Annotated in this window: 23 protein-coding genes; 13 read left to right on the forward strand and 10 right to left on the reverse strand. The window is 71.5% G+C overall.

The window, feature by feature from the left end; all coding sequences use genetic code 11:
- Positions 1-23 precede the first annotated feature (23 nt).
- Together ACQPZX_RS39200 and ACQPZX_RS39205 are read left to right on the forward strand one after the other, a co-directional pair.
- Complete coding sequence (locus tag ACQPZX_RS39200; protein WP_433367215.1) at positions 24-854, forward strand: TIGR03619 family F420-dependent LLM class oxidoreductase; 831 nt, start codon at positions 24-26, stop codon at positions 852-854.
- A gap of 216 nt (positions 855-1,070) precedes the next feature.
- A complete protein-coding gene (locus tag ACQPZX_RS39205; protein ID WP_433385710.1) occupies positions 1,071-2,252 on the forward strand; it encodes a mannosyltransferase family protein in 1,182 nt (393 codons plus the stop codon).
- A gap of 51 nt (positions 2,253-2,303) precedes the next feature.
- On the opposite strand, the gene ACQPZX_RS39210 is transcribed toward ACQPZX_RS39205, so the two are convergent.
- The gene (locus ACQPZX_RS39210) at positions 2,304-3,017 is read right to left on the reverse strand and encodes an SDR family NAD(P)-dependent oxidoreductase (RefSeq protein ID WP_433367218.1); all 714 of its coding nucleotides are present in this window, start codon (positions 3,015-3,017) and stop codon (positions 2,304-2,306) included.
- A gap of 85 nt (positions 3,018-3,102) precedes the next feature.
- Here ACQPZX_RS39210 and ACQPZX_RS39215 point away from each other — a divergent pair, with 85 nt between their 5' ends.
- Entirely contained in the window at positions 3,103-4,038 is a 936-nt protein-coding gene (locus tag ACQPZX_RS39215) for a helix-turn-helix transcriptional regulator (RefSeq protein WP_433367221.1), read from the forward strand.
- On the opposite strand, the gene ACQPZX_RS39220 is transcribed toward ACQPZX_RS39215, so the two are convergent.
- The gene (locus ACQPZX_RS39220) at positions 4,014-4,811 is read right to left on the reverse strand and encodes an alpha/beta fold hydrolase (protein ID WP_433367224.1); all 798 of its coding nucleotides are present in this window, start codon (positions 4,809-4,811) and stop codon (positions 4,014-4,016) included. The genes ACQPZX_RS39215 and ACQPZX_RS39220 overlap by 25 nt on opposite strands.
- A complete protein-coding gene (locus ACQPZX_RS39225; RefSeq protein ID WP_433367227.1) occupies positions 4,808-5,665 on the reverse strand; it encodes a class I SAM-dependent methyltransferase in 858 nt (285 codons plus the stop codon). Before ACQPZX_RS39225 ends, ACQPZX_RS39220 begins: the two co-directional genes overlap by 4 nt.
- Before the next feature lie 143 nt (positions 5,666-5,808).
- On the opposite strand from ACQPZX_RS39225, the gene ACQPZX_RS39230 reads away from it, so the two are divergent.
- From ACQPZX_RS39230 to ACQPZX_RS39250, 5 genes are read left to right on the forward strand one after another with little or no spacing between them, the layout of a single operon-like run.
- Positions 5,809-7,143, forward strand: a complete 1,335-nt coding sequence (locus ACQPZX_RS39230; protein WP_433367229.1) for an MFS transporter — start codon at positions 5,809-5,811, stop codon at positions 7,141-7,143.
- A gap of 31 nt (positions 7,144-7,174) precedes the next feature.
- Complete coding sequence (locus ACQPZX_RS39235) at positions 7,175-7,957, forward strand: hypothetical protein (protein WP_433367232.1); 783 nt, start codon at positions 7,175-7,177, stop codon at positions 7,955-7,957.
- A gap of 43 nt (positions 7,958-8,000) precedes the next feature.
- Positions 8,001-8,501: a mycothiol transferase gene (locus ACQPZX_RS39240; protein WP_433367233.1), complete on the forward strand. Its 501-nt coding sequence runs from the start codon at positions 8,001-8,003 to the stop codon at positions 8,499-8,501.
- Positions 8,502-8,548: 47 nt separating this feature from the next.
- Complete coding sequence (locus ACQPZX_RS39245; protein ID WP_433367236.1) at positions 8,549-10,507, forward strand: methyl-accepting chemotaxis protein; 1,959 nt, start codon at positions 8,549-8,551, stop codon at positions 10,505-10,507.
- A gap of 52 nt (positions 10,508-10,559) precedes the next feature.
- Positions 10,560-11,387 carry an RNA polymerase subunit sigma-70 gene (locus tag ACQPZX_RS39250; protein ID WP_433367240.1) on the forward strand — a complete coding sequence of 276 codons (828 nt, stop codon included), beginning with the start codon at positions 10,560-10,562 and terminating at the stop codon, positions 11,385-11,387.
- On the opposite strand, the gene ACQPZX_RS39255 is transcribed toward ACQPZX_RS39250, so the two are convergent.
- Positions 11,368-11,766 (reverse strand): SDR family oxidoreductase, encoded by a 399-nt coding sequence (locus tag ACQPZX_RS39255; RefSeq protein ID WP_433367243.1) that lies wholly within the window; start codon positions 11,764-11,766, stop codon positions 11,368-11,370. The two genes, ACQPZX_RS39250 and ACQPZX_RS39255, sit on opposite strands and share 20 nt — an antisense overlap.
- A gap of 44 nt (positions 11,767-11,810) precedes the next feature.
- Between ACQPZX_RS39255 and ACQPZX_RS39260 the strand changes: the two genes are divergently transcribed.
- On the forward strand, positions 11,811-12,167 hold the full coding sequence (locus tag ACQPZX_RS39260; protein WP_433367246.1) for a TetR-like C-terminal domain-containing protein: 357 nt from the start codon (positions 11,811-11,813) through the stop codon (positions 12,165-12,167).
- Here ACQPZX_RS39260 and ACQPZX_RS39265 read toward each other — a convergent pair.
- From ACQPZX_RS39265 to ACQPZX_RS39290, 6 genes are read right to left on the reverse strand one after another with little or no spacing between them, the layout of a single operon-like run.
- Positions 12,118-12,855: a class I SAM-dependent DNA methyltransferase gene (locus tag ACQPZX_RS39265; protein ID WP_433367249.1), complete on the reverse strand. Its 738-nt coding sequence runs from the start codon at positions 12,853-12,855 to the stop codon at positions 12,118-12,120. The two genes, ACQPZX_RS39260 and ACQPZX_RS39265, sit on opposite strands and share 50 nt — an antisense overlap.
- A gap of 47 nt (positions 12,856-12,902) precedes the next feature.
- Positions 12,903-13,502, reverse strand: a complete 600-nt coding sequence (locus tag ACQPZX_RS39270; protein WP_433367252.1) for a hypothetical protein — start codon at positions 13,500-13,502, stop codon at positions 12,903-12,905.
- 43 nt (positions 13,503-13,545) lie between these two features.
- Positions 13,546-14,277: a lysostaphin resistance A-like protein gene (locus tag ACQPZX_RS39275; protein WP_433367255.1), complete on the reverse strand. Its 732-nt coding sequence runs from the start codon at positions 14,275-14,277 to the stop codon at positions 13,546-13,548.
- Positions 14,278-14,337: 60 nt separating this feature from the next.
- Positions 14,338-15,801, reverse strand: a complete 1,464-nt coding sequence (locus tag ACQPZX_RS39280; RefSeq protein WP_433367258.1) for an ATP-binding protein — start codon at positions 15,799-15,801, stop codon at positions 14,338-14,340.
- The gene (locus ACQPZX_RS39285) at positions 15,801-17,459 is read right to left on the reverse strand and encodes an FAD-dependent oxidoreductase (RefSeq protein WP_433367260.1); all 1,659 of its coding nucleotides are present in this window, start codon (positions 17,457-17,459) and stop codon (positions 15,801-15,803) included. The genes ACQPZX_RS39280 and ACQPZX_RS39285 overlap by 1 nt, the downstream gene beginning before the upstream one ends.
- 3 nt (positions 17,460-17,462) lie before the next feature.
- Positions 17,463-18,620 (reverse strand): NAD(+)/NADH kinase, encoded by a 1,158-nt coding sequence (locus tag ACQPZX_RS39290; protein ID WP_433367263.1) that lies wholly within the window; start codon positions 18,618-18,620, stop codon positions 17,463-17,465.
- A gap of 384 nt (positions 18,621-19,004) precedes the next feature.
- On the opposite strand from ACQPZX_RS39290, the gene ACQPZX_RS39295 reads away from it, so the two are divergent.
- The 4 genes from ACQPZX_RS39295 (at position 19,005) to ACQPZX_RS39310 (ending at position 22,957) form a co-directional block, all read left to right on the forward strand.
- Positions 19,005-20,399: a ricin-type beta-trefoil lectin domain protein gene (locus ACQPZX_RS39295; RefSeq protein ID WP_433367266.1), complete on the forward strand. Its 1,395-nt coding sequence runs from the start codon at positions 19,005-19,007 to the stop codon at positions 20,397-20,399.
- A gap of 117 nt (positions 20,400-20,516) precedes the next feature.
- On the forward strand, positions 20,517-22,124 hold the full coding sequence (locus tag ACQPZX_RS39300) for a beta-1,3-glucanase family protein (RefSeq protein WP_433367268.1): 1,608 nt from the start codon (positions 20,517-20,519) through the stop codon (positions 22,122-22,124).
- 156 nt (positions 22,125-22,280) lie between these two features.
- The gene (locus tag ACQPZX_RS39305; protein ID WP_433367270.1) at positions 22,281-22,415 is read left to right on the forward strand and encodes a hypothetical protein; all 135 of its coding nucleotides are present in this window, start codon (positions 22,281-22,283) and stop codon (positions 22,413-22,415) included.
- 2 nt (positions 22,416-22,417) lie between these two features.
- Entirely contained in the window at positions 22,418-22,957 is a 540-nt protein-coding gene (locus tag ACQPZX_RS39310; RefSeq protein WP_433367273.1) for a nitroreductase family deazaflavin-dependent oxidoreductase, read from the forward strand.
- Positions 22,958-22,992 lie beyond the last annotated feature (35 nt).

A 22,992-nucleotide genomic window follows, 5' to 3' on the forward strand; every position in this document is an offset into this window, starting at 1 on the left:
GGCAACGTCTAGGGTCGCGGCGCATGAGGTTCGCGATCAGCTACAGCACACCGCAGTTCGTTGCCGACCCCGGCCGCCTGATCGATTACGCGCGGCACGCCGAGGAGTGCGGGTTCGAAGCGCTCTACCTGCCCGAGCACATCGCGACGCAGCCGGGCGCGCGGCTCGGGGCGATGGAGTTCCCGGCCGACCTGCCGATCGCCGACCCGCTCGACTGCCTCGCCTTCGTCGCGGCCGCGACGACCCGCCTGCTGCTCGGCACTGCCGTGCTGCTGGCGCCCTATCACCACCCGGTGATCCTCGCCAAGCGCCTGGCCACCATCGACGTGCTGTCCGGCGGGCGGATGCGCCTGCTGACCGTCGGCGTCGGCGCCCTTCCGCACGAGGCCATGGCGGCGGGTGTCGACTTCCGCACCCGGGGGCGTCGCGCCGACGAGGTGATCGACGTGCTGCGGCTGCTGTGGACGGGCGGGCCGGTCTCCTACCACGGCGAGTTCTATGACTTCACCGACTTGTGCAGCTACCCGCGACCCCTGGCCGACCTGCCGATCCACATCGGCGGCTCGTCGCTCGCGGCGGCCCGGCGCGCGGCGGCCCGCGGCGACGGCTGGTTCCCGGGCGGCATGCTCGCGCCCGGCGAGCGCGCCCGGCAGCTCGAGGTGGCGCGCTCGTCGGGGCGCGCGCTCGATTACACACGGTGGGGATCGATCGACCTCTTACCGGAGCAGGTCTCGCGCTACGCCGAGCAGGGCGTGACCCGCCTCGTCGTCTCGCCCACCGCCGGCGATCCGTCCGCGCAGCGGGCCCAGATGACCGCTTTCGCCACCCGCCATGCCCTGACGCATCGGCACTAGCCCCAGGTTGCGCGGCCGGGCAAGAAGAGATGTGCGTCTCCTGTGCGTCTCCCATGAACGTGCCAGGTCACTCCTGAGCGGTCCGGCTCGCGCACCTCCGTGCGACAGCCTTCCCCCGGTGAAGATCGCGAAGGGGAGGTGCCACATGAATGGTGCGACCGCCGTGCCGCGACTGTGCGTAGCCGGGCCGACGGTGGGGAGCCCGACTTGTCGACGATGATCGCGCCCGCGCCGGTTGCTCCCACACCCGTACTTCCCTCGACGCCGCTTCGCCGCCCCTGGCAAGCGGCTCTCCGGGCGGCCCTGGCGGTGTGGGCGTCCGTCACCGTCGCGCACCTCGCCGTGAGCGCGCTGGCGTGGCTCCCGCGCCGCGCCGGCGACGCACCCGGCCTGTCGATGATCTTCCTGAGCTGGAACGGCTGGGACGCCGGCCACTACGTCCGGATCGCCGAGAGCGGCTACCACCTCGGGCCCGGCTTCCCGGCGTTCTTCCCGCTGTATCCACTGCTGATCCACGTCGCCGACGCGATGCTGCCCGGCGGTGCGCTCGCCGCCGCGTTGCTCGTGGCCAACGCCGCCGCCGTCGGCGCCTTGGCCGTGCTGCACCGCCTGGCCGAGCACGAGTTCGGCCCGCGGGTGGCCCAGCGCGCCACCTGGTATCTGGCCGCTTTTCCGACCGGCTTCTTCCTGTTCATCGGCTACAACGAGTCGCTGTTCATCCTGCTCGCCGTGGGCGCCCTGTACACCGGCCGCCGCGGTCACTGGTGGCTGGCGGGGACGCTCGGCGCTTTGTCGTCGGCCACGCGCCTGTTCGGCGTCCTGCTCATCGCGCCGCTGGCGATCGAATACCTCCGCCAGCGCCGGTGGCGGCTGCGCCTCGACGTGCTGAGCCTGGCGCTGGTCCCGCTGGGCGTGGTCGCCTACAGCGTCTACTGCGCGATCGAGCTCGGGAGCCCGCTGGCTTTCAGCGTCGCCCAGGACCAGTGGGGCCGGCGCTACACGTTCCCCGGCGAGGCCTGGCTGATCGCCGTCCGGCAGATGCACGGCCGCAGCCTCTTGGAGCCCGCTTCACTGGCCGCGATCCTCGACGCCGGCTCCGTCCTGATCGCGGTCGCGCTGCTCATCCTGTGCGTGAAGGGCCGCTTCCGCTTCCGCCGCGACCAGCTCTACCTGGTGGTCCAGGCGGCGCTGACCCTCGTCTTCCTGATGTCCACCGAGGTGGGTGGCCGCTCGATGCAGTCGGCGGCGCGCTACACCTTGGAGGCCGTGGCGGTCTTCCTGGTGCTGGCCCGCCTGGGCGCCAACCGCACGCTCGACCGAGCAGTCCTGACCGTCGGCATCTCCCTGCACGCGGTCTTCCTGCTCGTCTTCATGGCCGGCACCTTCCTCGTCGCTTGAGCGCAACGGGGCGTGCCGGTGGCAACCCGGCCGGGGAACCTACCGGCGGCACTACCGCGCGTCGCGCTCCGCGTAGGCGATCTCGCCGTGGCGGTCGACGAAGCGGCCGGAACCGTGGCCCGGGCCCTCGTTGGCCAACCTGACGGTGGCGTCGGTGCCCTCGGTGACGGTCTGGTGTCCGGTGTGGCCGTTGAGGTCGGTGGCCGTGTAGCCGGGGTCGGCGGCGTTGATGCGGATGGCGGGGAAAGCCTTGGCGTACTGCGTGGTGAGCATGGTGAGGGCCGCCTTGGAAGCCGTGTAGGCGGGGGCGATCACGCCGGACTCGGGGCGGGACGGGTTGTGGGTGGCGGCCAGGTCGCCCATGGCGCTGCTGACGTTGGCGATGACCGGATCGGCGGAGCGGCGCAACAACGGCAGGAACGCGGTGGTGGTGCGGACCACGCCGGCTACGTTGACGTCGAGCACGTGGAGGACCTCGGCGCCGGTCAAGTCGCTCGGGTCGCCCATCGGGCCATGCACGCCGGCGTTGTTGACGAGGACGTCGATCGCGCCCTCGTGGGCCTCCACGTCCTTGGCGGCGGCGGCCACCGAGGCGTCGTCGGTGACGTCGATGGGCACGAAGCGGGCGCCCAGCTCGTCGGCAACGGCCCGGCCGGCCTCGGCGTCGCGGGCGCCGATCAGCACGATGTGACCAAGCTCGGTGAGGCGGCGGGCGGTTTCGCGGCCGAGGCCCTTGTTGGCCCCGGTGATGAAGGTGATCGTCATGCGTCCATCGTCGGCCGGGCGCGGAAGGCCTTCCAGAGAAAGGCGTTACCACCCTCGGTGGGCGGCGGCGAGCAAGAATCGGCGCATGGCTACGGAACTCGGGGCGACCCTGCGTGCCTGGCGCGACCGCCTCTCCCCCGCCGCGGCGGGGCTGCCGGCCGGGCGTTCGCGCCGGGCCGCGGGGTTGCGCCGCGAAGAGCTGGCCGACCTGGCCGGGATCTCGGTCGACTACGTCGTGCGGCTCGAGCAGGGCCGCTTTGCCACTCCCTCGGCGCAGGTGGTGGCCGCGCTGGCTCGTGCCCTGCAACTCTCCGCCGCCGAACGGGACCACCTCTATCGGCTGGCCGGTCTGGCGCCGCCGGCCGACGGCGAGGTCTCCGACCACATCCCGCCCGGTATGCAGCGGGTCCTGCACCGGCTGGGCGATGCCGCGGTGGCCGTCTTCGCCGCGGACTGGCAGCTGATCCGGTGGAACCACGGCTGGGGGTCGCTGCTCGGCGACCCCTCGACCGTGCCGCCGGGGCTGCGGAACTTCGCCCTCGACACCTTCCCGGTCGACGACGAGGGCCCGCGCTTGTCGCAGTGGCCGGTGACCTCGCTGGCCGGCGACGCGATCGAGGCCGCCGCCGACCCAAGAACGGCGAAGTCACGGCCGCCGGAGTCACGGCCGCCGGAGATCCGGCGCCTCGCGACCACGGTCGAAGCAGCCGTCGTCTCCGACCTTCGCCGCGCTACCGGCCGCTTCCCGCACAGCGCGCGCCTCGCCACCCTGATCCGCACGCTGACGGCCGGCAACCAGCGCTTCGCCGAGCTGTGGGCCTCCGGCGTGGTCGGCGCCCACCGCGAGGATCACAAGATCGTCGAGCATCCGGCGGTCGGGCCGATCGCGGTCGACTGCGACGTGCTCAGCGACGCCGACCTGAAGATCGTCATCCTGACCGCGGCGCCGGACACCGAGGACGAGACCAAACTGCGGCTGGCCCTCGTCGCGGGCGCTCAGCCGGCGCGCAGCCAGTCGTAGATCTCGCCGTACACGTCGGGGCCGGGAAGGTGTTCCCCGTCGTAGACGTGTCCTTCCGCATCAGGGATGTGGGCGAGCAGCCAGTCGTTGTCGTCGGCGGCGACGTGGGCGTCGCGGGTTCCCCGCCAGATGCCGACGGGCGCCGCGATCTCGCCGGGCTCGAAACCCCACGGGTGGGCGAAGGCGAGGAAGTCGTCGACCCAGCCGTCGCGGCCGTCGACGAAGGTCGCCCGGATCCGTGCCATGGCATCCGGATCGTCGCGGGCCGGAGGCCCGGGCCAGTAGGGCGTCTCGGGGCCGCCGGCCTCGATCCGGGCCAGGATGTCGGCCGCCACGCCGGCCAGCGAGGACCGGAGCGCGTGCTCGTCGCGGGGGCGGTCGGCGGAGGGTTTGATGCCGGAGAGCACGGCGCAGCGGGTGACCCGGTCCGGGAGCAGCGCCGCGCAGGCCAGCGCGTGCGGACCGCCGCCGGAGCCGCCGAAGACGCCGAAGCGCTGCCAGCCGTGCGCGTCGGCCAGGGCCCGCGTGTCCGCGGCCGCGTCGGCGACCGTGCGGCCGGGCCGGCGGGTCGAGCCGCCGTAGCCGGGCCGGTCGTAGACGAGCAGGCGCAGCTTGCTCCGCGCCATCGCGTCCATGAGGTGCGGCCACTTCCAGCGGCTGCTCGGCGACCCGCCGTGCCAGATCACCGGGAACCCGTCCGCCGGGCCGTAAAGGCAGTAGCGCAGCACGCGGCCGTCGTCGTATGCGAATTGCCGGGACGGCGGAAGGGTCACCGCTCGGCCACGGCGACGCGGCCGTTCTTGACGCTGGTCTGCTGCTTCGGGACCACGCCCAGGGTCGCGGCCACGGTGAGCAGGTCGCGATCCTCGCGGACGGCGAAGCCGTGCAGGGCCAGCAGCCGGGACATCGCCGCGGCGGACCACGTGGAACGCCAGGGCTCGCCGGCCCACGGGCCCGACTTGCGGAACACCGCCGACATCGACTTGCGGATCAGGTCGCTCAGCAGGGACGGGGACTGGTAGTTGACGACCAGGCGGCTGCCGGACGCCGAGCGGGCGGCCAGCGCCGCGACCGTGGCGGTCACCTCGGCGCGGGTCAGATAGGGAACCACGCCCTCCCAGACCCAGATCGTGGGGACGTCCGCGCGGTGCCCGGCCGACTCGAGGGCGTCGGTGAGCACGTCGCGGGCGAAGTCGACCGGCACGAAGACGGGCGGGTCGCCGTCAAGGCTCTCGGCGCGGTCCTGCTTGTCCTTCTGCGAGGCGGGGTGGTCGACCTCGAAGAAGGTGGCGCCGGGCATCTTCAGGCGCCACGCCCGGCCGTCGAGTCCCGCGCCGAGGATGACGACCTGCTCCGCCGGGGCCGCGAGAACGGCCTCGTCGATGGCGACCGTGCGGGGGACCATGATCTCGGCCGAGGCACGGATCATCTCGTACGCGAGGCGCGGCGTCGTACCTTTCGGGGGCTGCTCATGGCGTACCAGATGGACTTGAGCCTGCTCCTCCGCCCGCAGCAACGGCATCGCCGTCGGATCCGCGAAGCGGTCCGGCGCCAAGTGACCGTTGGCTGCCGCCCGGCCCTGGCAGACGATCACAGCGGTACGACTGGCGGCACGCTCGGCAACCACCCGCAGCACCTTACCCGGTGTCAGCGGCGGTCGCAGGGCAGTGACCAGGGGCACGTGTGGTCTTGGCCGCGATGCATTGTCGCGGCCGGGACCGCGGACAAGGCTTTGTCCCGTACGTGTACGGAGCGAACGGAAGGCGAGCCATGCCCCTGCGACCCGGCCGACGGGCCTGGGCGGTGTGGGCTGTCGGCCTCGCCGCCTACATCGTGGCCGTGCTTCATCGCACCTCGCTCGGCGTCGCCGGGCTGGACGCGCAGGACCGCTTCCACGTCGGCGCCGGCGCCCTCGCCTCGTTCGCGGTGCTGCAGCTCCTCGTCTACGCCGGCCTGCAGGTGCCGGTCGGGCTGCTCCTGGACCGCTTCGGCTCGTTGCGGCTGGTCGTCTCCGGCGCCCTGATCATGGCGGTCGGGCAGGGGCTGATGGCCACCGCGCACGGCATCGAGGGCGCGGTGATCGCCCGCGTCCTGGTCGGCGCCGGCGACGCGATGACGTTCATCAGCGTGCTGCGGCTGGTCCCGCGCTGGTTCCCGACCCGGCGGGTGCCGATCGTCACTCAGCTGACCGGGCTCGTCGGGCAGGCCGGGCAGGTGCTCTCGGCCGTACCCCTGGCTGCTCTGCTGGCGGGACCCGGCTGGACCACCGCGTTCGTCGGCGCCGCCGGCGCCGGCGTGTTCGTCGCGTTCGTCGCGCTGGTCGCGCTGCGGGACACGCCCGAGCGGAAGGTCTCCAGCGGCCCGCCGATCACGCTCCAGCAGCTCGGCACCGACCTGGCCGGCGCGTGGCGGCATCCGGGCACCCGGCTCGGGCTCTGGTCGCATTTCACCACCCAGTTCACCGGCACGGTGTTCGCGCTGATGTGGGGCTTCCCGTTCCTGATCGCGGGCGAGGGCCTCGACCGGCAGACCGCGAGCACGCTGCTCACCCTGTTCGTGCTGGTCGGCATGGCGGCCGGGCCGGTGATCGGGGTGCTGGTGCAGCGGCACCCGCTGCGCCGGTCGTGGCTGGTGCTCGGGATCATCGCGGTGAACGCGGGCGCCTGGACACTGGTGCTCGCCTGGCCGGGACGCGCGCCGCTCCCGGTGCTGGTGCTGCTCGTGCTGGCGCTCGGCACCGGCGGGCCCGGCTCGATGATCGGCTTCGACTACGCGCGCACGTTCAACCCGCCGAGCCGGCTGGGCACCGCGACCGGCGTCGTGAACGTCGGCGGGTTCGTCGCGTCGCTGGTGACCATCGAGCTCATCGGGCTGATCCTCGACGCCCGGACCGGCGGCCAGAACACGTACGGCATCGACGACTTCAAGATCGCCATGAGCGTGCAATATCTCATCTTCGCGGTCGGGCTCGTCGCGATCCTGCGTAACCGCAGGCTGGCCCGGCGACACCTGGCCGCCGAGGGGGTCGTGGTGCGGCCGCTGCGTGAGGTGCTGGCCGAGCGCCGGGGTTTAGCGGCGGCCCGTGCGGCAAAGGCGAAAGCCTGACGAAGTAATCCGAGTGGGAGTAGAGGAGGACATGACCGAGCACGCACCGGACCGGATCTGGTCCGGCATCGACATTCCGAAGACCATTGCCGGCGTGCTGGCCGCGCTTTCGGCGGCCGTGATCGGATCGTTTCTCGGCGTCGCGGGGACGCTCGCCGGGGCCGCGGTCGCGAGCCTGATCGGATCCGTCGGCACCGAGGTGTACCAACGCTCGATCCACAAGGGCACCAGGAAGCTGCAGGGGACGTTCACGGCGGCGCCGGCCGCGGTGGGCACGCCTCCGGTCGCGGCGGCGGCCGACACGACGGTCGCGCTGCCCGCGATGACCGCGGCGCCATCGCGCAAGATCAGGTGGAAGCGCGTCGCGCTGGTTGCCGGGTCACTGTTCATTCTGGCGATGGGTACGTTGACCGTGGCCGAGCTGATCTCGGGCCGCTCGATCGAGGCGGCCACCAAGGGCGGGGCCGCGGGCCGGTCGACGGTGTCGACGATCTTCGGCGACTCCAGCAAATCCGACAAATCCGAGAAGTCGACGCCGACGCCCTCGGAGTCGGCGGATCCCGGCGAGACCGCGGATCCCGGCGCGACGCCGACGGAGCAGGCGACGCCCACCGACACGGCAACCCAGCAGCCGACCGACACGCCGACCACGGACCCGGCCACTCAGGCTCCGGCCGGGAACACCGAGACCGGCGGGACCGATTCCGGCTCCGGCTCGGACTCCGGCTCGGATAGTGGGAGCGGCGGCGGCGCCGATGCCGCGCCGCAGACCGGGAGTGACGCGACCGGCAACACCGGCACCGAGGGGCCGTAGGCGCGGATACTCAGAACCCGAGTCAACGGGACGGAGTAACAGCATGGACGCCAAGGACATCCTGACCGACGCCTTCGGGCGGCTTCCCGACCTCGTGCACACCGCCGTGCACGGCCTCACCCCCGAGCAGCTGCGCTGGGCGCCGGCCCCGGGCGCCAACTCGATCGGCTGGCTGGTCTGGCACCTCACCCGGGTGCAGGACGACCACGTGGCCGACCTGATCGGCGAGGAGCAGCTCTACGTCACCGGCGACTGGGCCTCGCGCTTCGGGCTCAAGCCCGACCCGTCGGACACCGGTTACGGCCACTCGCCGCGGCAGGTCTCCATCGTCGCCCCGGAGAGCGCTCTGGCTCTCGAGGAGTACTACCGCGCCGTGCACGACCGCACGCTGGCCTTCGTCGCCGGCCTGACCGACGACGATTTCGACCGGGTGGTGGACACCGCCTGGGACCCGCCGGTGACGCTGGGCGTGCGGCTGGTCAGCGTCTACGACGACGACGCGCAGCACGCGGGCCAGGCGGCGTACGTGCGAGGGCTGCTCTGACTCAGCGAGTGATTCAGCGGCGGCAATGATCTGCCGATAAATGGTTTGTGACGCGACTCACCATCAAGGTCCGGGTCATCGCCGCCATGGTCGTGATGCTGGTCATCGCCATGGCGGCGGTCGTCTGGATCATCACGAGCCGTAATGCCGGCGACGCCCGGACCACCGGGTTCGCGTACGCGGACGAGGTCGCCCAGCGCAACGCCGCCCAGGTCCAGCAGGTGGTCCTGGGCGGCCTCGGCACGGCGCGGGACATGGCGCAGGTGATGGACCAGACGGCGGCCAACGGCGACCGCAAGACCGCCCGCGCCGACCTGCGCGCGGTGCTGGTCGAGCACCCCGAGTTCCTCGGCGTCTGGTCGGGCTGGGAGCCGGACGCCTTCGACGGGAACGACAGCGACTTCCGCAAGGCCGACGACGGGTACGACGCGACCGGCCGCTTCGTGCCGTACTGGTTCCGCGATGGCGACAAGATCTCGCTCACCGCGCTGACCGACTACGACAAGTCCGGCGCGGGCGACTACTACCAGATCCCCAAGACCACCAAGGCCGAGAAGGTCATCGAGCCGTACGTCTACAACGTGGGCGGCGTCGACACGATGATGACCTCGGTGGCCGTGCCGATCATCCGCAGCGGCACGGTCGTCGGGGTGGCCGGCATCGACATGGCGCTGACCAGCCTGCAGACCCTGGTCGGCTCGATCAGGCCGTTCGGTACTGGCAGCGCCGTGCTGGTCAGCACCGCCGGCGTGGTGGTCGCCGGCGGCCGCGCCGACCAGGCCGGCAAGGCCGCGGCCGAGGACGTCGCGGCCCTGTCCGCGAGCGCGGCGAAGTCCGGGACGTCGGCCCAGCGGGTCACGACGGCCGGCGGCGACGAGACGCTGCAGGTCGCCGCGCCGCTCACGCTGGGCGACGGCGACACCTGGTCGCTGGTGGTCTCGGTGCCGACCGCCACCATCCTCGCCGCCGCCGACCGCACCCGGACGATCAGCATCGGGATCACCGCGGTCGCGGTGCTGATCGCCGGCATCGCGGCGTTCCTGCTGGCCCGCACCATCGTGCGGCCGATCGAGCGGCTGCGGGACCGGATGGCGGAGATCGCCGACGGCGACGGCGACCTGACCCAGCGGGTGACGGTCACCCGTGAGGACGAGGCCGGGCAGCTGGCCGGCGCCTTCAACCGCTTCGTCGAGAAGGTCGCCGTCACGATCAGGGGCATCGCCGAGTCGACCGGCAAGCTCACCTCCGCCGCCCAGGAGCTGAACGCGGTCAGCGCGCAGCTCCAGTCGGGCGCGGCCAACGCCTCCGACCGCGCGCTGAACGCCCGCTCGGCGAGCGAGCAGGTCAACGCGGGCGTGCAGTCGATCGCGGCCGGCGCCGAGCAGATGAGCGCCTCGATCACCGAGATCTCCTCGAACGCCACCCAGGCGGCCCAGGTGGCGGCCCAGGCGATGAGCGTGGCCGAGCGCACCAACGGGCAGGTCGCCGAGCTCGGCTCGGCCAGCGCCGAGGTCGGCGAGGTGGTCCGGCTGATCACCACGATCGCCGAGCAGACCAACCTGCTCGCGCTCAACGCCACCATCGAGGCCGCCCGCGCCGGCGACATGGGCAAGGGCTTCGCGGTGGTGGCCGGCGAGGTGAAGGAGCTGGCCCAGCAGACCGCCCAGGCCACCGAGCAGATCACCGCCCGGATCGGCGCGATCCAGTCGTCCAGCGCGCAGGCGGCCGCCGCGATCGGCGAGATCGCTCAGGTCATCACGCAGATCGGCGACTACACGACGACCATCGCGTCGGCGGTCGAGGAGCAGACCGCGACCACCGGCGAGATGAGTCGCACGGTGGCCGAGGCAGCGTCCAACAGCGGCGACGTCGCGCACACCATCACCGGCGTGGCCGACGTCGCCGCGTCGACGGCCGATGTGGCCGGCACGACCCAGCAGGCGGCCGCCAACCTCTCCCAGCTCGCCGGCGAGCTCACGTCGCTGGTCGGCGCCTTCAAGTACTGACCGATTCCTTCCGGCGCTGGCGCTGGTCTGCACGGGTATGAATGCTCAACTGGTGGACACGGACGTATTCGAGCGGGAGCGGCGGGGGCTGCTCGCGCACGCGTACCGGATGCTGGGCGCCTGGGACGAGGCCGAGGACGTGGTGCAGGAGACCTACCTGCGGGCGGTGCGCGGGTGGGCCGGGTTCGGGCAGCGGTCGTCGGTGCGGACCTGGCTCTACCGGATCGCCACCAACGCGTGCCTGACCGCGCTGGACGGGCGGGGGCGGCGGGCGCTGCCGTCCGGAAGCCTCGGCGCCGAGGGGTGGATCGGCCCGTTCGCCGCCGACCCGGCCGACTCGGTCACCGACCTGGAGACCGTGCGGCTCGCCTTCGTCGCCGGGCTGCAGTACCTGCCGCCCCGGCAGCGGGCCGTGCTGCTGCTGCGCGAGGTGCTCGCCTTCTCGGCGGCCGAGACCGGGGAGATCCTCGAGCTGTCGGTGCCGGCCGTGAAGAGCGCGCTCCAGCGGGCCCGGCACCGGCTCGGCGAGGTGGCACCCCGGCGCGACGACGTGCTCGAGCCGGACGACCCGCGGGCCCGGGAGCTGCTCGACCGCTACATGGCGGCGTGGGAGGCGGCCGACCCGGTCGCGTTCCGCGAGCTGCTGCGCGAGGACGCGTCGATCGAGCAGGCCGGCTCGGCGACGTGGGCGTCGGGGCGGGACACCTGCCTTGCCTTCGCGGCGCCCTCGATGGGCGCGCCCGGGGACTGGCAGATGACCCCCGCCGTCGTGAACGGTCAGCCGGCCGCCCTCGCGCGGTGGCACGGCAACCCGTACGGGATGGCGGTCCTGACCCCGACGCCCAGCGGCATCCTGACGGTCACCCTCTTCCCAAACTGAAAGCCGCGAGGCGGGCGCCGCCGTCGGCCTCGATCACCGTGCCGGTCAGGTTGGGATTGGTGGCGGCCAGGCCGGGCGAGACGCCGTTGACCCGGATCGGGGCCAGCTCGGTGGCCAGCGGCTTGACCAGCGCCTCCACCGCGCCGTTGACCGCGGCCAGGCCGGCGGTGCCGGGCATCGCGGCGCGGGCCGAGATCGCGCCGATCAGCGTGATCGAGCCGGTCGGCGCGAGGCGCGGCAACGCGGCGCGCAGGGTGGTCAGGTGGGCCCAGAACTTCGCGTCGAAGGCCCGGCGCAGGGCGGCCACGTCGAGGCCGGCGATCGGGCCCGCGCCCTCGCCGCCGCTGAGCGACACGACCAGCCAGTCGATCGCGCCCACCTTGCCGACGACCGCACATACCGATCCCCGACGAGGGCAGCTATGTGGCCGATCTGCGAGCCTTTCTCGCGGCGTCGTTCGCGCCCGGGAGCAAGCCGCAGGTGATCGAGGTGTTGCGGGCGCTCATGGCCGAGGCGCAGATCAATCCCGCGTTCGGCGAGAGGTTCCGGGACGGCTTCCTGCGACGGCGGCGCGATGCTCTGGGCGTACTCGTCAATCGGGCCTTGACCCGCGGTGACTTGCCGCCGGACCCGCGACCCGGCACCGTCGCCGACATTGTTTTCGGGGTGATCTGGTACCGCGTGCTCGCCACGCGCGAGCCGGTCGACGCCTCGCTGGTCGACGACCTGATCAGCGTCCTAGCCGGTACACCGACACGTGCGAGCGGGAGTCGGCCGTGAAGGGCGCGCCCGACCAGTCGGCGTGGCGGGACTCCAGCTCGAAGCCCGCCAGCTGGCCCATCAGGTCGAGCTCGGCGGGCCAGATGTAGCGGTGCGGGGTGCGGCCGACCCGGGCCTCGCGGCGGTGATCGGGGTCGAAGGTGAAGTGGTACGACACGACGCGCTGCTCGAGGGTGTCGTAGGTGTCGACGCCCAGATAGCCGGGCTCGCTGCCGAAGACGGTGGCGGGGGCGCCGGGCGGGAGCTTGCGCAGCTCGGGCACCCACAGCTCGATCACGAAGTGGCCGCCGGGCTCGAGATGGCGGGCGGCGTTGCGGAAGCACTCGACCTGCTCACGCTGGGTGAGCAGGTTCGCGATCGTGTTGAAGACCAGGTAGACGAGGGCAAAGCCCGGCTGGGTAAATGTCGTCGCCATATCACCGGAAATAACCGGGATATCGGTGTTCTTCGCGCGCAGCTGGTCGATCATCGGCTGGGAGAGCTCGATCCCGGTGACCGGGACGCCGCGCTCGTGCAGCGGGATCGCGACCCGGCCGGTGCCGATGGCGAACTCGAGGGCGGCGCCGTCGCCGGCCAGCGCGGCCAGCTTGTCGACGGTGGGACCGAGCACCTCGGGGGCGAACATGCCGGTGCCGGGGGTGTCGTAGCGCTGGGCGGCCTCGGCGTCCCAGATCTGGTCCTGTCGCATTCGGTCAGCTTTGTCCGCGGGAGGGACGCTGTCGAACCGTTTTCGGGCTAGAGGCCGCCGGCCATCTCCCCGCCGCCGAAGCCGCCGTCCGGCGGTGGCGGCGGCGCGCTCCCGAGCCTGCTCCAGCGCTTCGCCTTCTCGACGCCCGCCACGTGCCGCAGGCAGATGGCGCCCGGAAACTCGTGGCATTGGGTGCGGCCGCCGCAGTCGGCGAGATAGTTCCGGCCGCCCTTCACCGCGAGCGTCTTGTCCACCCGGAACAGCAGGGGCAGCTCGGCGGGGCCGCAGGTCTCGTCCTCGCAGGCGAAGCGGAACGTGTCGGCGAGCCCCCGGTCGGCGGCGTGCTCCGGCGCGTACGGCAGCGGACGCCCGAACGCGGCCTCGCAGAACTCCGCGTAGCCGGTGTCGCGGACGGCCTCGCGCCACAGGTCGTCCACCACCACCGAAGGCATCGACAGCGTGGCCCTCGGATGGCGGGCGGCCAGCCGGAACCATTGGTGGGCGGCGTCTTCCACAAGGGCGATCGAGGTGGAGTCGAGGTCGTCGTGTGCCACGAAGAATCGGTGGCGAACCCCGGCCGGGAACCGGTAGTCGCCGACGACGGCAAGCCGCCGAGCGGTGCGATCACGGGATCGGATCCAGCTCACCGACCCAGCCTGCGACCGCCCGCGGGTGCGGTCAATGGCCCGGTCAGGCGAACCGGACCGTTGCGAGGAAGGCGGCGAAAAGCAGGCCCATCCCGTTGGTCGCCCAGTGCAGCGCGGCGGCGGCGAGGATGCTGCCGCTGCGGCGGCGCAGCTCGCACAGCAGCAGGCCGGCCAGCGCGGTGAAGGCGACGACCGCGGCGACCGTGAGGATCCGGCCCATGGCGTTGGTGCCGAGCGCCGCGCCGACCGCCTGATTGGCGCTGTTGAGCCGCAGCGACGGGAGGATGTGCCACATTCCGAACAGGACCGACGACGTGATGCTCGCCCAGGTGGCGCCCCGGTGCCGGCGGACCAGCCCGAGGAGCACGCCGCGGAAGGCGACCTCCTCCAGCAGCACGGTGCCCAGCGGCACGACGATGAACGCGGTCATCAGCGCGGCGCTGAGGTGCAGGTGGTAGCGGACGTCGTGGAACGCCGGGCGGGTCCAGGGCAGCGCGGCGCCGATGGCGTAGACGACGGCGACCGCGAGGACGGCGCCGACGGCGTACTTGAGGCCGGGGATCAGGGTGCGCTTGGACATGCCCAGGTCGTGCCAGCTGAGGCCGGCGCGGCGGCCGAGCAGGATCAGGCCCAGCGCGACCAGCGGGCCGACGATCAGGCCGGTGTGGTGTGGACCGTACTTGTCGGCGACGTTGACCGCGGCGAGGACCACGAGCACGGCGCCGAAAAGGAGCAACAGCCGCTTGCGGGACGGATGGGGGCTACGGAGAGTCATCGCGGACGAAGGCTACCCGCCACCCCCATTTCCAAACGAATCTTGAAGAACAGATCACTCTCAGGCGGAGGCCGGCTCGTTGATCGGAAGCCGCACCATGAACCTCGTGTCGCCCGGCTTGGAGTCGAGCACGATGTCGCCGCCGTGGCCGTTGACCACGATGCGGTAGGAGATGTCGAGGCCGAGCCCGGTGCCCTCGCCGACCGGCTTGGTCGTGAAGAAGGGCTCGAAGACCCGCTTTTTCAGATCATCGGGTACGCCCGGGCCGGTGTCCCCGATCGACACCACCACGTGGTCGTCCTCGCGGTAGGTGCGGATCGTCAGCGTCCCGACGCCCTTCATGGCCTGCACCGCGTTGTCGATCAGGTTGGTCCACACCTGGTTGAGCTCGGCCGGGTGGGCCGGGATCTGCGGCAGCGTCCGGTCGAAATCCTTCTCGACCTTGATCCCGCTGCCGATCTTGTGGGTGAGCATGACCAGGGTCGACTTCAGGCCGCCGTGCACGTCGATCCACTGGTGCGCGGACCGGTCCACCTGCGAGTACTGCTTCGCGGCGTTGACCAGCGTGGACACCCGCCCGGTGGCGTCCTCGATGTCGCTCATCAGCTGCTCGGTCTCGAGCGCGTAGCCGAGCCAGTGGATCGCCTGGTCGAGCAGTTCCTTGTCGCCGACCCGGGTCTCGATCTCGTTGAGGCAGTCGATGTCGAGGCCGCCCTGGGCGAAGACGGCCGCGAGGTCCCAGCCGCCGGTGACGTTGCGCTCGTCCATCCACTCGCCGAGCTCGTCCTCGAGGTCGGCGGTCTGCATGGCGGTCAGCGTGGGGGCCTTGGCGGCCCGCTCGATCACGTCTTCCTGGAGCTCGACGAGCGCCTCGAGCCGGGCGGCCGGCACGTTGCCGGAGGCGAGCATGCCGAGCTTGTGCCGCATGCCGGCGACCCGCTGGCGCAGCGAGGCGGCGGCCCGGGAGGCGGCCGCGGCCGGGTTGTTCAGCTCGTGCATGAGCCCGGCCGACAGCGCGCCGAGCGCGGTCAGCCGCTGCCGCTCGCTGATCGCCGCCGCCGTCGTCCGCATGCCGAGGGTCAGGCCCTCGAGCAGGTGGATCGCCATCGGGAACCACTCGCGCATCAGGTGGCTGAAGTCGGCGGCCGACATCACGAAGAAGTCGGAGTCGTCGAGCGCCCGCATGGTCGCCATGTACCGGCGGGGGACGCCGTCGTCGCGAAGGTACGACTGAGTGGCGCCCATGTACACGCCGCGCTGCTCGGTGCGGGAGGTCTCGACATCGTCCTGGCCGACCTTGCGGGTCAGCTGGATGGTGCCGCTGAGCAGCACGAAGAACTGGTCGGCCTGGTCGCCCTCGCGGATCACCACGCCGCCGGCCGGCATGTGCATGGTGCAGCCGTGCGAGGCGATCCAGTTGAGCTGCTCGTCGGTCAGCTTCTCGAAGAGGAAGAGAGTGCGCAGCTCGTCGGGCGTCAGCGCGCCGGGGTCACACGGGACGAGTGTGAGAGGTTCGTCGGACATTACTGCGCCTCCAGGTAACGATGGACCAGCGTGACGGCCATCGCGCCCTCGCCGACCGCCGAGGCCACCCGCTTGACCGAGTTGGCCCGGACGTCGCCGGCGGCGAAGATGCCGGGAACACTGCACTCCAGGTAGAACGGATCGCGGTCCCGATCCCATCCCTTCGGACGGGATCCGTTCGCCAGCAGATCGGGGCCGGTGAAGACGAAGCCCCGCTCGTCCCGCGACACGGTCTCGCCGAGCCAGTCGGTGCGCGGCTCGGCGCCGATGAAGATGAACAGCGCCCCGCACTCGACCGTGGTCTCGAGGGTGCCCTTGTTCTCGCAGATGGTGATCGCCTGCAAGTGACCGTCGCCGTGCGCGCTGAGCACCTCGCAACGGGTGCGGACCTCGATGTTCTCGGTCTGGTTGAGCTGCTGGATCAGGTAGTACGACATGCTCGCCTCGAGCGAGTCGCCGCGGACCAGCAGGGTCACCTTCTTGGCGTACCGGGAGAAGAACAGCGCCGCCTGGCCGGCCGAGTTGGCGCCGCCGACGATGAAGACATCGGCGCCCGCGCAGGCCGGCCCCTCGGTGGAGGCCGAGCCGTAGTAGACGCCGGAGCCGGTGAGCCGGGCGATGCCGTCGGCCTCGAGCGGGCGGTAGGCGACGCCGGTGGCCAGCACGATCGAGTGCGCCGAGACCTCGCCGCCGTCGGCGAAGGTCAGCGTGCGGGCCGAGCCGTCCAGCCGCAGGCCCGTCACCTCGCGGGTATTGAGCACCTCGGCCTCGAACTTGCCGGCCTGCCGCCGTGCGCGGTCGGTCAGTTGCGCGCCGGAGATCCCGTCGGGGAAGCCCAGGTAGTTCTCGATCCGCGAGCTCTGACCGGCCTGGCCGCCGACCGCCGTGCGCTCGACCAGCAGCGTCTTGAGCCCCTCGGAGGCGCCGTAGACGGCCGCGCCGAGCCCGGCCGGGCCGCCGCCCACGATGATCAGGTCGTAGAAGTCGCGCCCCGGGGTGGTGGACAGGCCCGCCGCCTCGGCGACCTCGGCGGTCGAGGGCTGGGCCATGGCGCGCCCGTCGGCGGTGACCACCAGCGGCACCGACTCGGGACCGACCCCGGCCGCTTCCAGCAGGCGGCGGCCCTCAGGCTCGTCGGCCGCAAGCCAGCGGTACGGCACCAGGTTGCGGGCCAGGAAGTCACGGATCTGGTACGACGGCTCGGACCAGCGGTGCCCCACGACCCGGATGTCTTCGAGCTCGCGGTCGCCGGTGGCCTGCCACGCGTCGAGCAGCGCGTCGAGCACCGGGTAGAGCTTCTCCTCCGGCGGGTCCCACGGCTTGAGCAGGTAATGGTCGACGTCGACGACGTTGATCGCCTGGATCGCCGCGTCGGTGTCCGCGTACGCGGTGAGCAGCGCCCGGCGCGCGTTGGGGAACAGGTCCATCGCCTGCTCCAGGAACTCGATGCCGTTCATCTGCGGCATCCGGTAGTCGGCCAGCATGACGGCGACCCGGCCGCCACGCAGCTTGATCTCCCGCAAGGCGTCCAGGGCCTCGGCCGCCGAGGAGGCGCGCAGGACGCGGTACTCCTCGCCGTACTTGCGGCGCAGGTCGCGGGCGATCGCCCGGGAGACCGAGGGGTCGTCGTCGACGGTCAGGATGGCGGGATGGCCCATGTGTCAAACCCCATCTGATAGCAGGTCGGAGTATTCCGGGTGGCGGTCCAGGTAGCCGCTGACGAACGGGCAGGTGGCGACGACGGGGGTGGCGCGGGAGCGGGCGTCCTCGAGCGCGGCGGAGGCGAGCCGGCCGGCCAGGCCCTGCCCGGAGAACGACTGCTCGATCTCGGTGTGCATCAGCTCGACCCGGCCGCCGTGGCGGCGGTAGTGCAGCACGCCGGCGACCTCGCCGCCGAGCAGGATCTCGTAGCGCTGCCGCTCGAACGCGTCGACCACCACGGCGCTGTCCACCGGGTCGCGCACGCTCACCTGGGCGCTGCCCTCGACCCGCAGCTTGCGCCGGGCGCGCTCGTAGAACGAGGTCGAGCCGAGGCGGACGACCTGCGCGGCGGCCGGCACCGGCTCGATCTCCAGCTTGTCGTCGGCGCCGACGTAGCCCTCGATGATGCCGTCCACCTCGATGGCGAGGCGGCCGCTGGTGGGCAGCACGTCCAGCTCGAGCCGCTCGTCGAGCGCGAGCATGAGCGAGCGGTTGAACGACGAGTGCGCGGCGGACGCGCTGACGATCAGGCCCTCGACGTTGGGCGAGACGATCGGGCCGCCGGCCGAGAACGAGTACGCCGTCGAGCCGGTGGGCGTGGAGACGATCACCGCGTCGGCCGCGTAGTTCACGAAGTTCTTACCCTCGACGGTGATGCCGACCGCGGCGAGGCCGTCGCCGGGCACCCGGACCAGCGCGATGTCGTTGAAGGCGGAGACGTCGCGGCCGTCGGGCAGCACCGTGCGCACCGCCGTGCGCGACTCGATCGTGAACTTGTGCTCGTCGATGGCGGAGAGCGCGCCGGGCAGATCGGGCAGGTCGACCTCGGCCAGGAAGCCGAGCCGCCCCACGTTGACCCCGAGCACCGGCGTCTTGCGCCCCTCGACCAGTCGCATCGTGCGCAGCATCGTGCCGTCGCCGCCGAGGCTGACCAGCAGGCCGGCCCGCTCGACCATCTCCTCGGGACTGACCGCCACGGCGTCGCAGTCGATCCGGTTGATCTCGTCGTGCAGGCCGAGGACGGTCACCTCGCGCCGGTTGGCCCACGCCACGATGGCGTCGATCGCCGACCCGCAGTCGCGCCGGGGGTGCAGCACCAGCCCGACGACCTTGATCATGCCCATTGCCCCGCTACCCCATCGTCGGCATCGAAAGACCCAGCCTCCCACGCGCGCCCCCACGGCGGCGAGGGCACGCGATCCAGCACACGTTGAGTTGCCTTCAGTCCGGTTTTGGGGTGGTGGCCGGGGCGGTTGGATGGGTAACTCGGGCAAGTTTCTTAATGACTTGTTGACAGCGTTGTCACAGATAGACAGACTCCGATCTAGAGAGCGCTCTCCTTCCCTGGTCAACCCCCTGTTTCCCGGTTCGGAAGGAACTCCCCCATGCGCCGAAGAATGCTTGCGGTCGCAACTGCTTTTGTCGTCGCCGCCACCCTGACCCCACAGCCGGCTCAGGCCGCTCCCCAACACTTCGATATCGCGCCCGGAATGCTCGCGGCCATGCGTCGCGACCTCAAGCTCGACGATTCCCAGATCGCGGCGCGGCTGCGCACCGAGGCGGCGGCGCCGGTCATCGAGAAGCGGTTGCGGACACGGCTCGGCTCCGCCTTCGCCGGCGCGTGGATTCCTTCCGGCGCTGCCAAACTCACGGTCGCGGTCACTTCCGCTTCGGCCGAGGCTTCCGTACGGGCGGAAGGCGCGAACCCGGCGTTGGTAGCCGTCAATGAGTCCACGCTGACCGCGACGCGTACGAAATTGGACCGCAACGCCTCGCACGCGGCCGCCGTCTCGGTCCGCGGGTGGTATGTCGACGTGCCCGCCAACCGGGTCGTGGTGCTCGCCAAGCCGGGCGCCGAGAGCGCGGCGTTGAAGTTCGCGCAGGCCAGCGGCGCGCCTTCGGTCTCCGTCGAGGCGCTCGCCGGGCAGCCCCGGACCATGTACGACATCCGCGGTGGCGACCAGTACGTGATCAACGGCAACACGCTGTGCTCGATCGGGTTCGCCGTGAGCGGAGGGTTCGTCAGCGCCGGCCACTGCGGCGGCACGGGCAGCCCCACGCTCGGTTACAACAACGTCAGCCAGGGCACATTCGCCGGCTCGTCGTTCCCGGGCAACGACTACTCGTGGATCCGCACCAACGGCAACTGGACCCCGCAGCCCTGGGTCAACAACTACGCCGGCGGGAACGTCGTGGTCGCGGGCTCGGCCGACGCCGCGATCGGCAGCTCGATCTGCCGCTCCGGCCGCACCACCGGCTGGCGCTGCGGCACCCTGCTCGGCCGCAACGAGACCGTCGTGTACGCCCAGGGCTCCGTCTCCGGGCTGTCCCGCAGCAACGCGTGCGCCGAGCCCGGCGACTCCGGCGGGTCATGGATCTCCGGCAACCAGGCACAGGGCGTGACCTCCGGCGGCAGCGGCAACTGCTCGTCCGGCGGCACGATGTGGTTCCAGCCGGTGAACGAGATCCTCGGCGCCTACGGGCTGTCGCTGACCACCAGCGGCGGCGGCGGGAGCGCCAGCTCGGTGATCAGCGACTGGAACGGGCTATGCGTCGACGTGCCCAACTCCAACTTCTCCGACGGCGTGCCCCTGCAGATGTGGGGCTGCAACGGATCGGGCGCACAGAAGTGGACGTTTGTGAACGGCACGCTGCAGACGTCCAACAACAAGTGCATGGACGTGGCGTGGGGCTCGACGGCCAACGGCGCGGTCATCCAGATCGTCGGCTGCAGCGGCAACCCGGCTCAGCAATTCGTTCTGTCAGCGGCCGGTGACCTGGTGAATCCGCAGGCCAACAAGTGCGTCGACATCAAGGACTGGAACGGCAACTGGGGCGCGGCGCTGCAGCTGTGGGACTGCGCCGGCACCGCCAACCAGAAGTGGCACCGCGGGTAATCCGCCCCGGGCAAACGGGCAGAAGCACCTTAAAGGAACTGTAAAGATCTGTCGGCTCGAGGCGGCGCCTTCCGAGGATGGCCTGGTCCGTTCCACACCTTCGGAGGCAACCCGACGATGCGCCGCAAACGAACTCTCCTCCTCACGGTCGTCGCCGCGATGGCGGTCGCGACGACGACCTGGATCGCCCTGCCGGCCTCGGCGGCGGCACCGACCGCATCTCTGCGGACGGTGTCCGACTGGGGCAGTGGCTGGCAGGACGAGGTGACCGTCAGCAACACCGGGGCGGCCGCCATGACCTCGTGGAAGGTGGAGTTCGATCTTCCGGCGGGGGCCGTGGTCGGCAGCTTCTGGGACGCGAAGATGACGCTGTCCGGGCAACACGTCACCTTCGCCAACCAAGGGTGGAACGGGGCGGTGGCCGTCGGGGCCTCGGCGACCTTCGGGTTCGTCGGCTCCGGCGGCCAGCCCGCCAACTGCAAGATCAACGGCCTGCCCTGCAACGGTACGGTCGTTCCCGCCACCACGCCGGCTACCGTCTCGCCCACCACGGTCGTGCCCACGACCACCTCGGCCGCTCCCAAGCCGTCGACGGCGGCGCCCACGTCGGAGACGCCGAAGGCCGACATTCCGCCCGCGTCGGACCTTCTGCCGGTCACGGTGAGCAACAAGTCCGGGCGGAACGAGACCGTCTTCCTGTACGTGCTCGGCGTCAACCTGGCGACCGGAAAGCTCGGCTACGTCAACGCGGCCGGCGCCTTCACGGCCTGGACCGGCGGCGCCACGGTGCCCGTGCCGGCCCCGGACGTCTCGATCCCGCTGACCGGCGCCTCGACCACCATCAAGATCCCGAAGGGCCTCTCCGGCCGCCTGTACATGTCGTTCGGGCAGAAGCTGGACTTCCGGCTCACCACCGACGGCCTCGTGCAGCCCGCGCCGTGGGCCGGCGGCGACCCCAACCACGACATTCTCTTCGACTGGAGCGAGTTCACCCTCGACGCCGGCGGCCTGTTCCTGAACAGCTCGCAGGTCGACATGTTCGCGGTGCCGCACATCGTCAGCGTCACCGGCGGCTCGGGCACGGTCACCTCGACCGGTGAGCTCAAGTCCGGCGGACGGCAGAAGGTGATCGACGCGATCAAGGCCTCGCCCGACTTCGCCAAGAGCGTCGTAACCCGGTCCGACGGGACGGTGCTGCGGGTGCTGGCGCCGGGCAAGGCCGCGGACGCCGGCCTGATGAGCCCGACCTACCTCGACTCGCTCATCTCGAGCGCTTGGAACGCGTACACGAACAAGAATTTGACTGTTGTGCCCTTCAGTGACCAGCCCGGCAACAAATTCGTCGGGCGCACCAGCGGCAACGTCCTGAGCTTCACGGACACCAGCGGCAAGGTGGCCGCGTCGTTCACCAAGCCCTCGACGGCGAACGTGTGGGGCTGCGACGGGGCGCTGGCCGCCCCGAACGACCAGGTGGTCGGCCCGATCGCCCGCACGCTCTGCGCGGCGCTGCAGCGCGGCACGCTCGGCACGATCGACACCCAGCCGGGCGGCACCGCGGCCGACTTCTACCAGGGCGACCCGGCCAACCTCTACGCCAAGGTCATCCACGCGAACATGGTCGACGGCAAGGCGTACGCGTTCGCCTTCGACGACGTCGGAAACCAGGAGTCGCTGGTCCACGACGGCGACCCGCGCCTGGCCGCGATCACCATGACGCCGTTCTGATCGCTTGATCGGGGAGCAATCGGCCGGGGTGGGTAGCGCTACCGCCCCGGCCGGAGTAATGATTGCACTGTGCAATGAAACTTCGTCGCTGGAGGAATCATGAGCACCTTGCGCCCCGATATTGCCTGTATAGACGAAACCTGCACCTCGCGGAACGTGCACGAACGCGCCCTCGACATCGCGATCCCGCATTACGACTGGATCAGCATGCCGATCATTGCGATAGTCGACGGCATGCTGCACGTCGACCCCGACGAGGGCCCCGAGCCCGACGACAAGATCAAGCACTGACCGTGCGGGCCCTCACCGCGCCGACCGCCCCGCGCGGCCTGCGGCGATCCCTGCTACGCCTGCCGCTGTTCTTCTACCGCCAGGGGCTGGGCTTCCTCTTCGGCCGCCGGCTCGTCCTGGTCTCGCACACGGGCCGCCGCACCGGCCGCCCGCACCAGGTCGTCCTCGAGGTCGTGCACCTCTCCCCCACCGGCGCCGTGACGGTCGCCGCCGGGTACGGCCCGCGCTCCGACTGGTACCGCAACCTGCTCGCCGACCCCGACACCACGATCGTGCTGTCCCGTGACGCCGGCCGGGCGGTGGCCCACCCGCTCACCACCGACGAGGGCGCCGACGTGATGCTGGCGTACGCCCGCCGCCACCGCCGGGCGGCCCGCGTCCTGGCCCGCCACATGGGCTACGAGATCGACGGCAGCGACGCCGACCTGGCCGCGCTGGGGCGGGCCATCCCGTTCCTGCGCTTGGAGCCCGCTTCGGGCGGTTTCCTGCCCGAGCCGCGGCGCATGCTGCCGGGCACCAAGCTCCGCCGCCCCGCCCCCTGACCCGCCCCGTTAGTCAGACGCCTAACTCACTCCGC

Origin of the sequence: Actinoplanes sp. CA-142083 (genome assembly GCF_050942195.1) — a bacterium.
GTDB lineage: Bacteria > Actinomycetota > Actinomycetes > Mycobacteriales > Micromonosporaceae > Actinoplanes.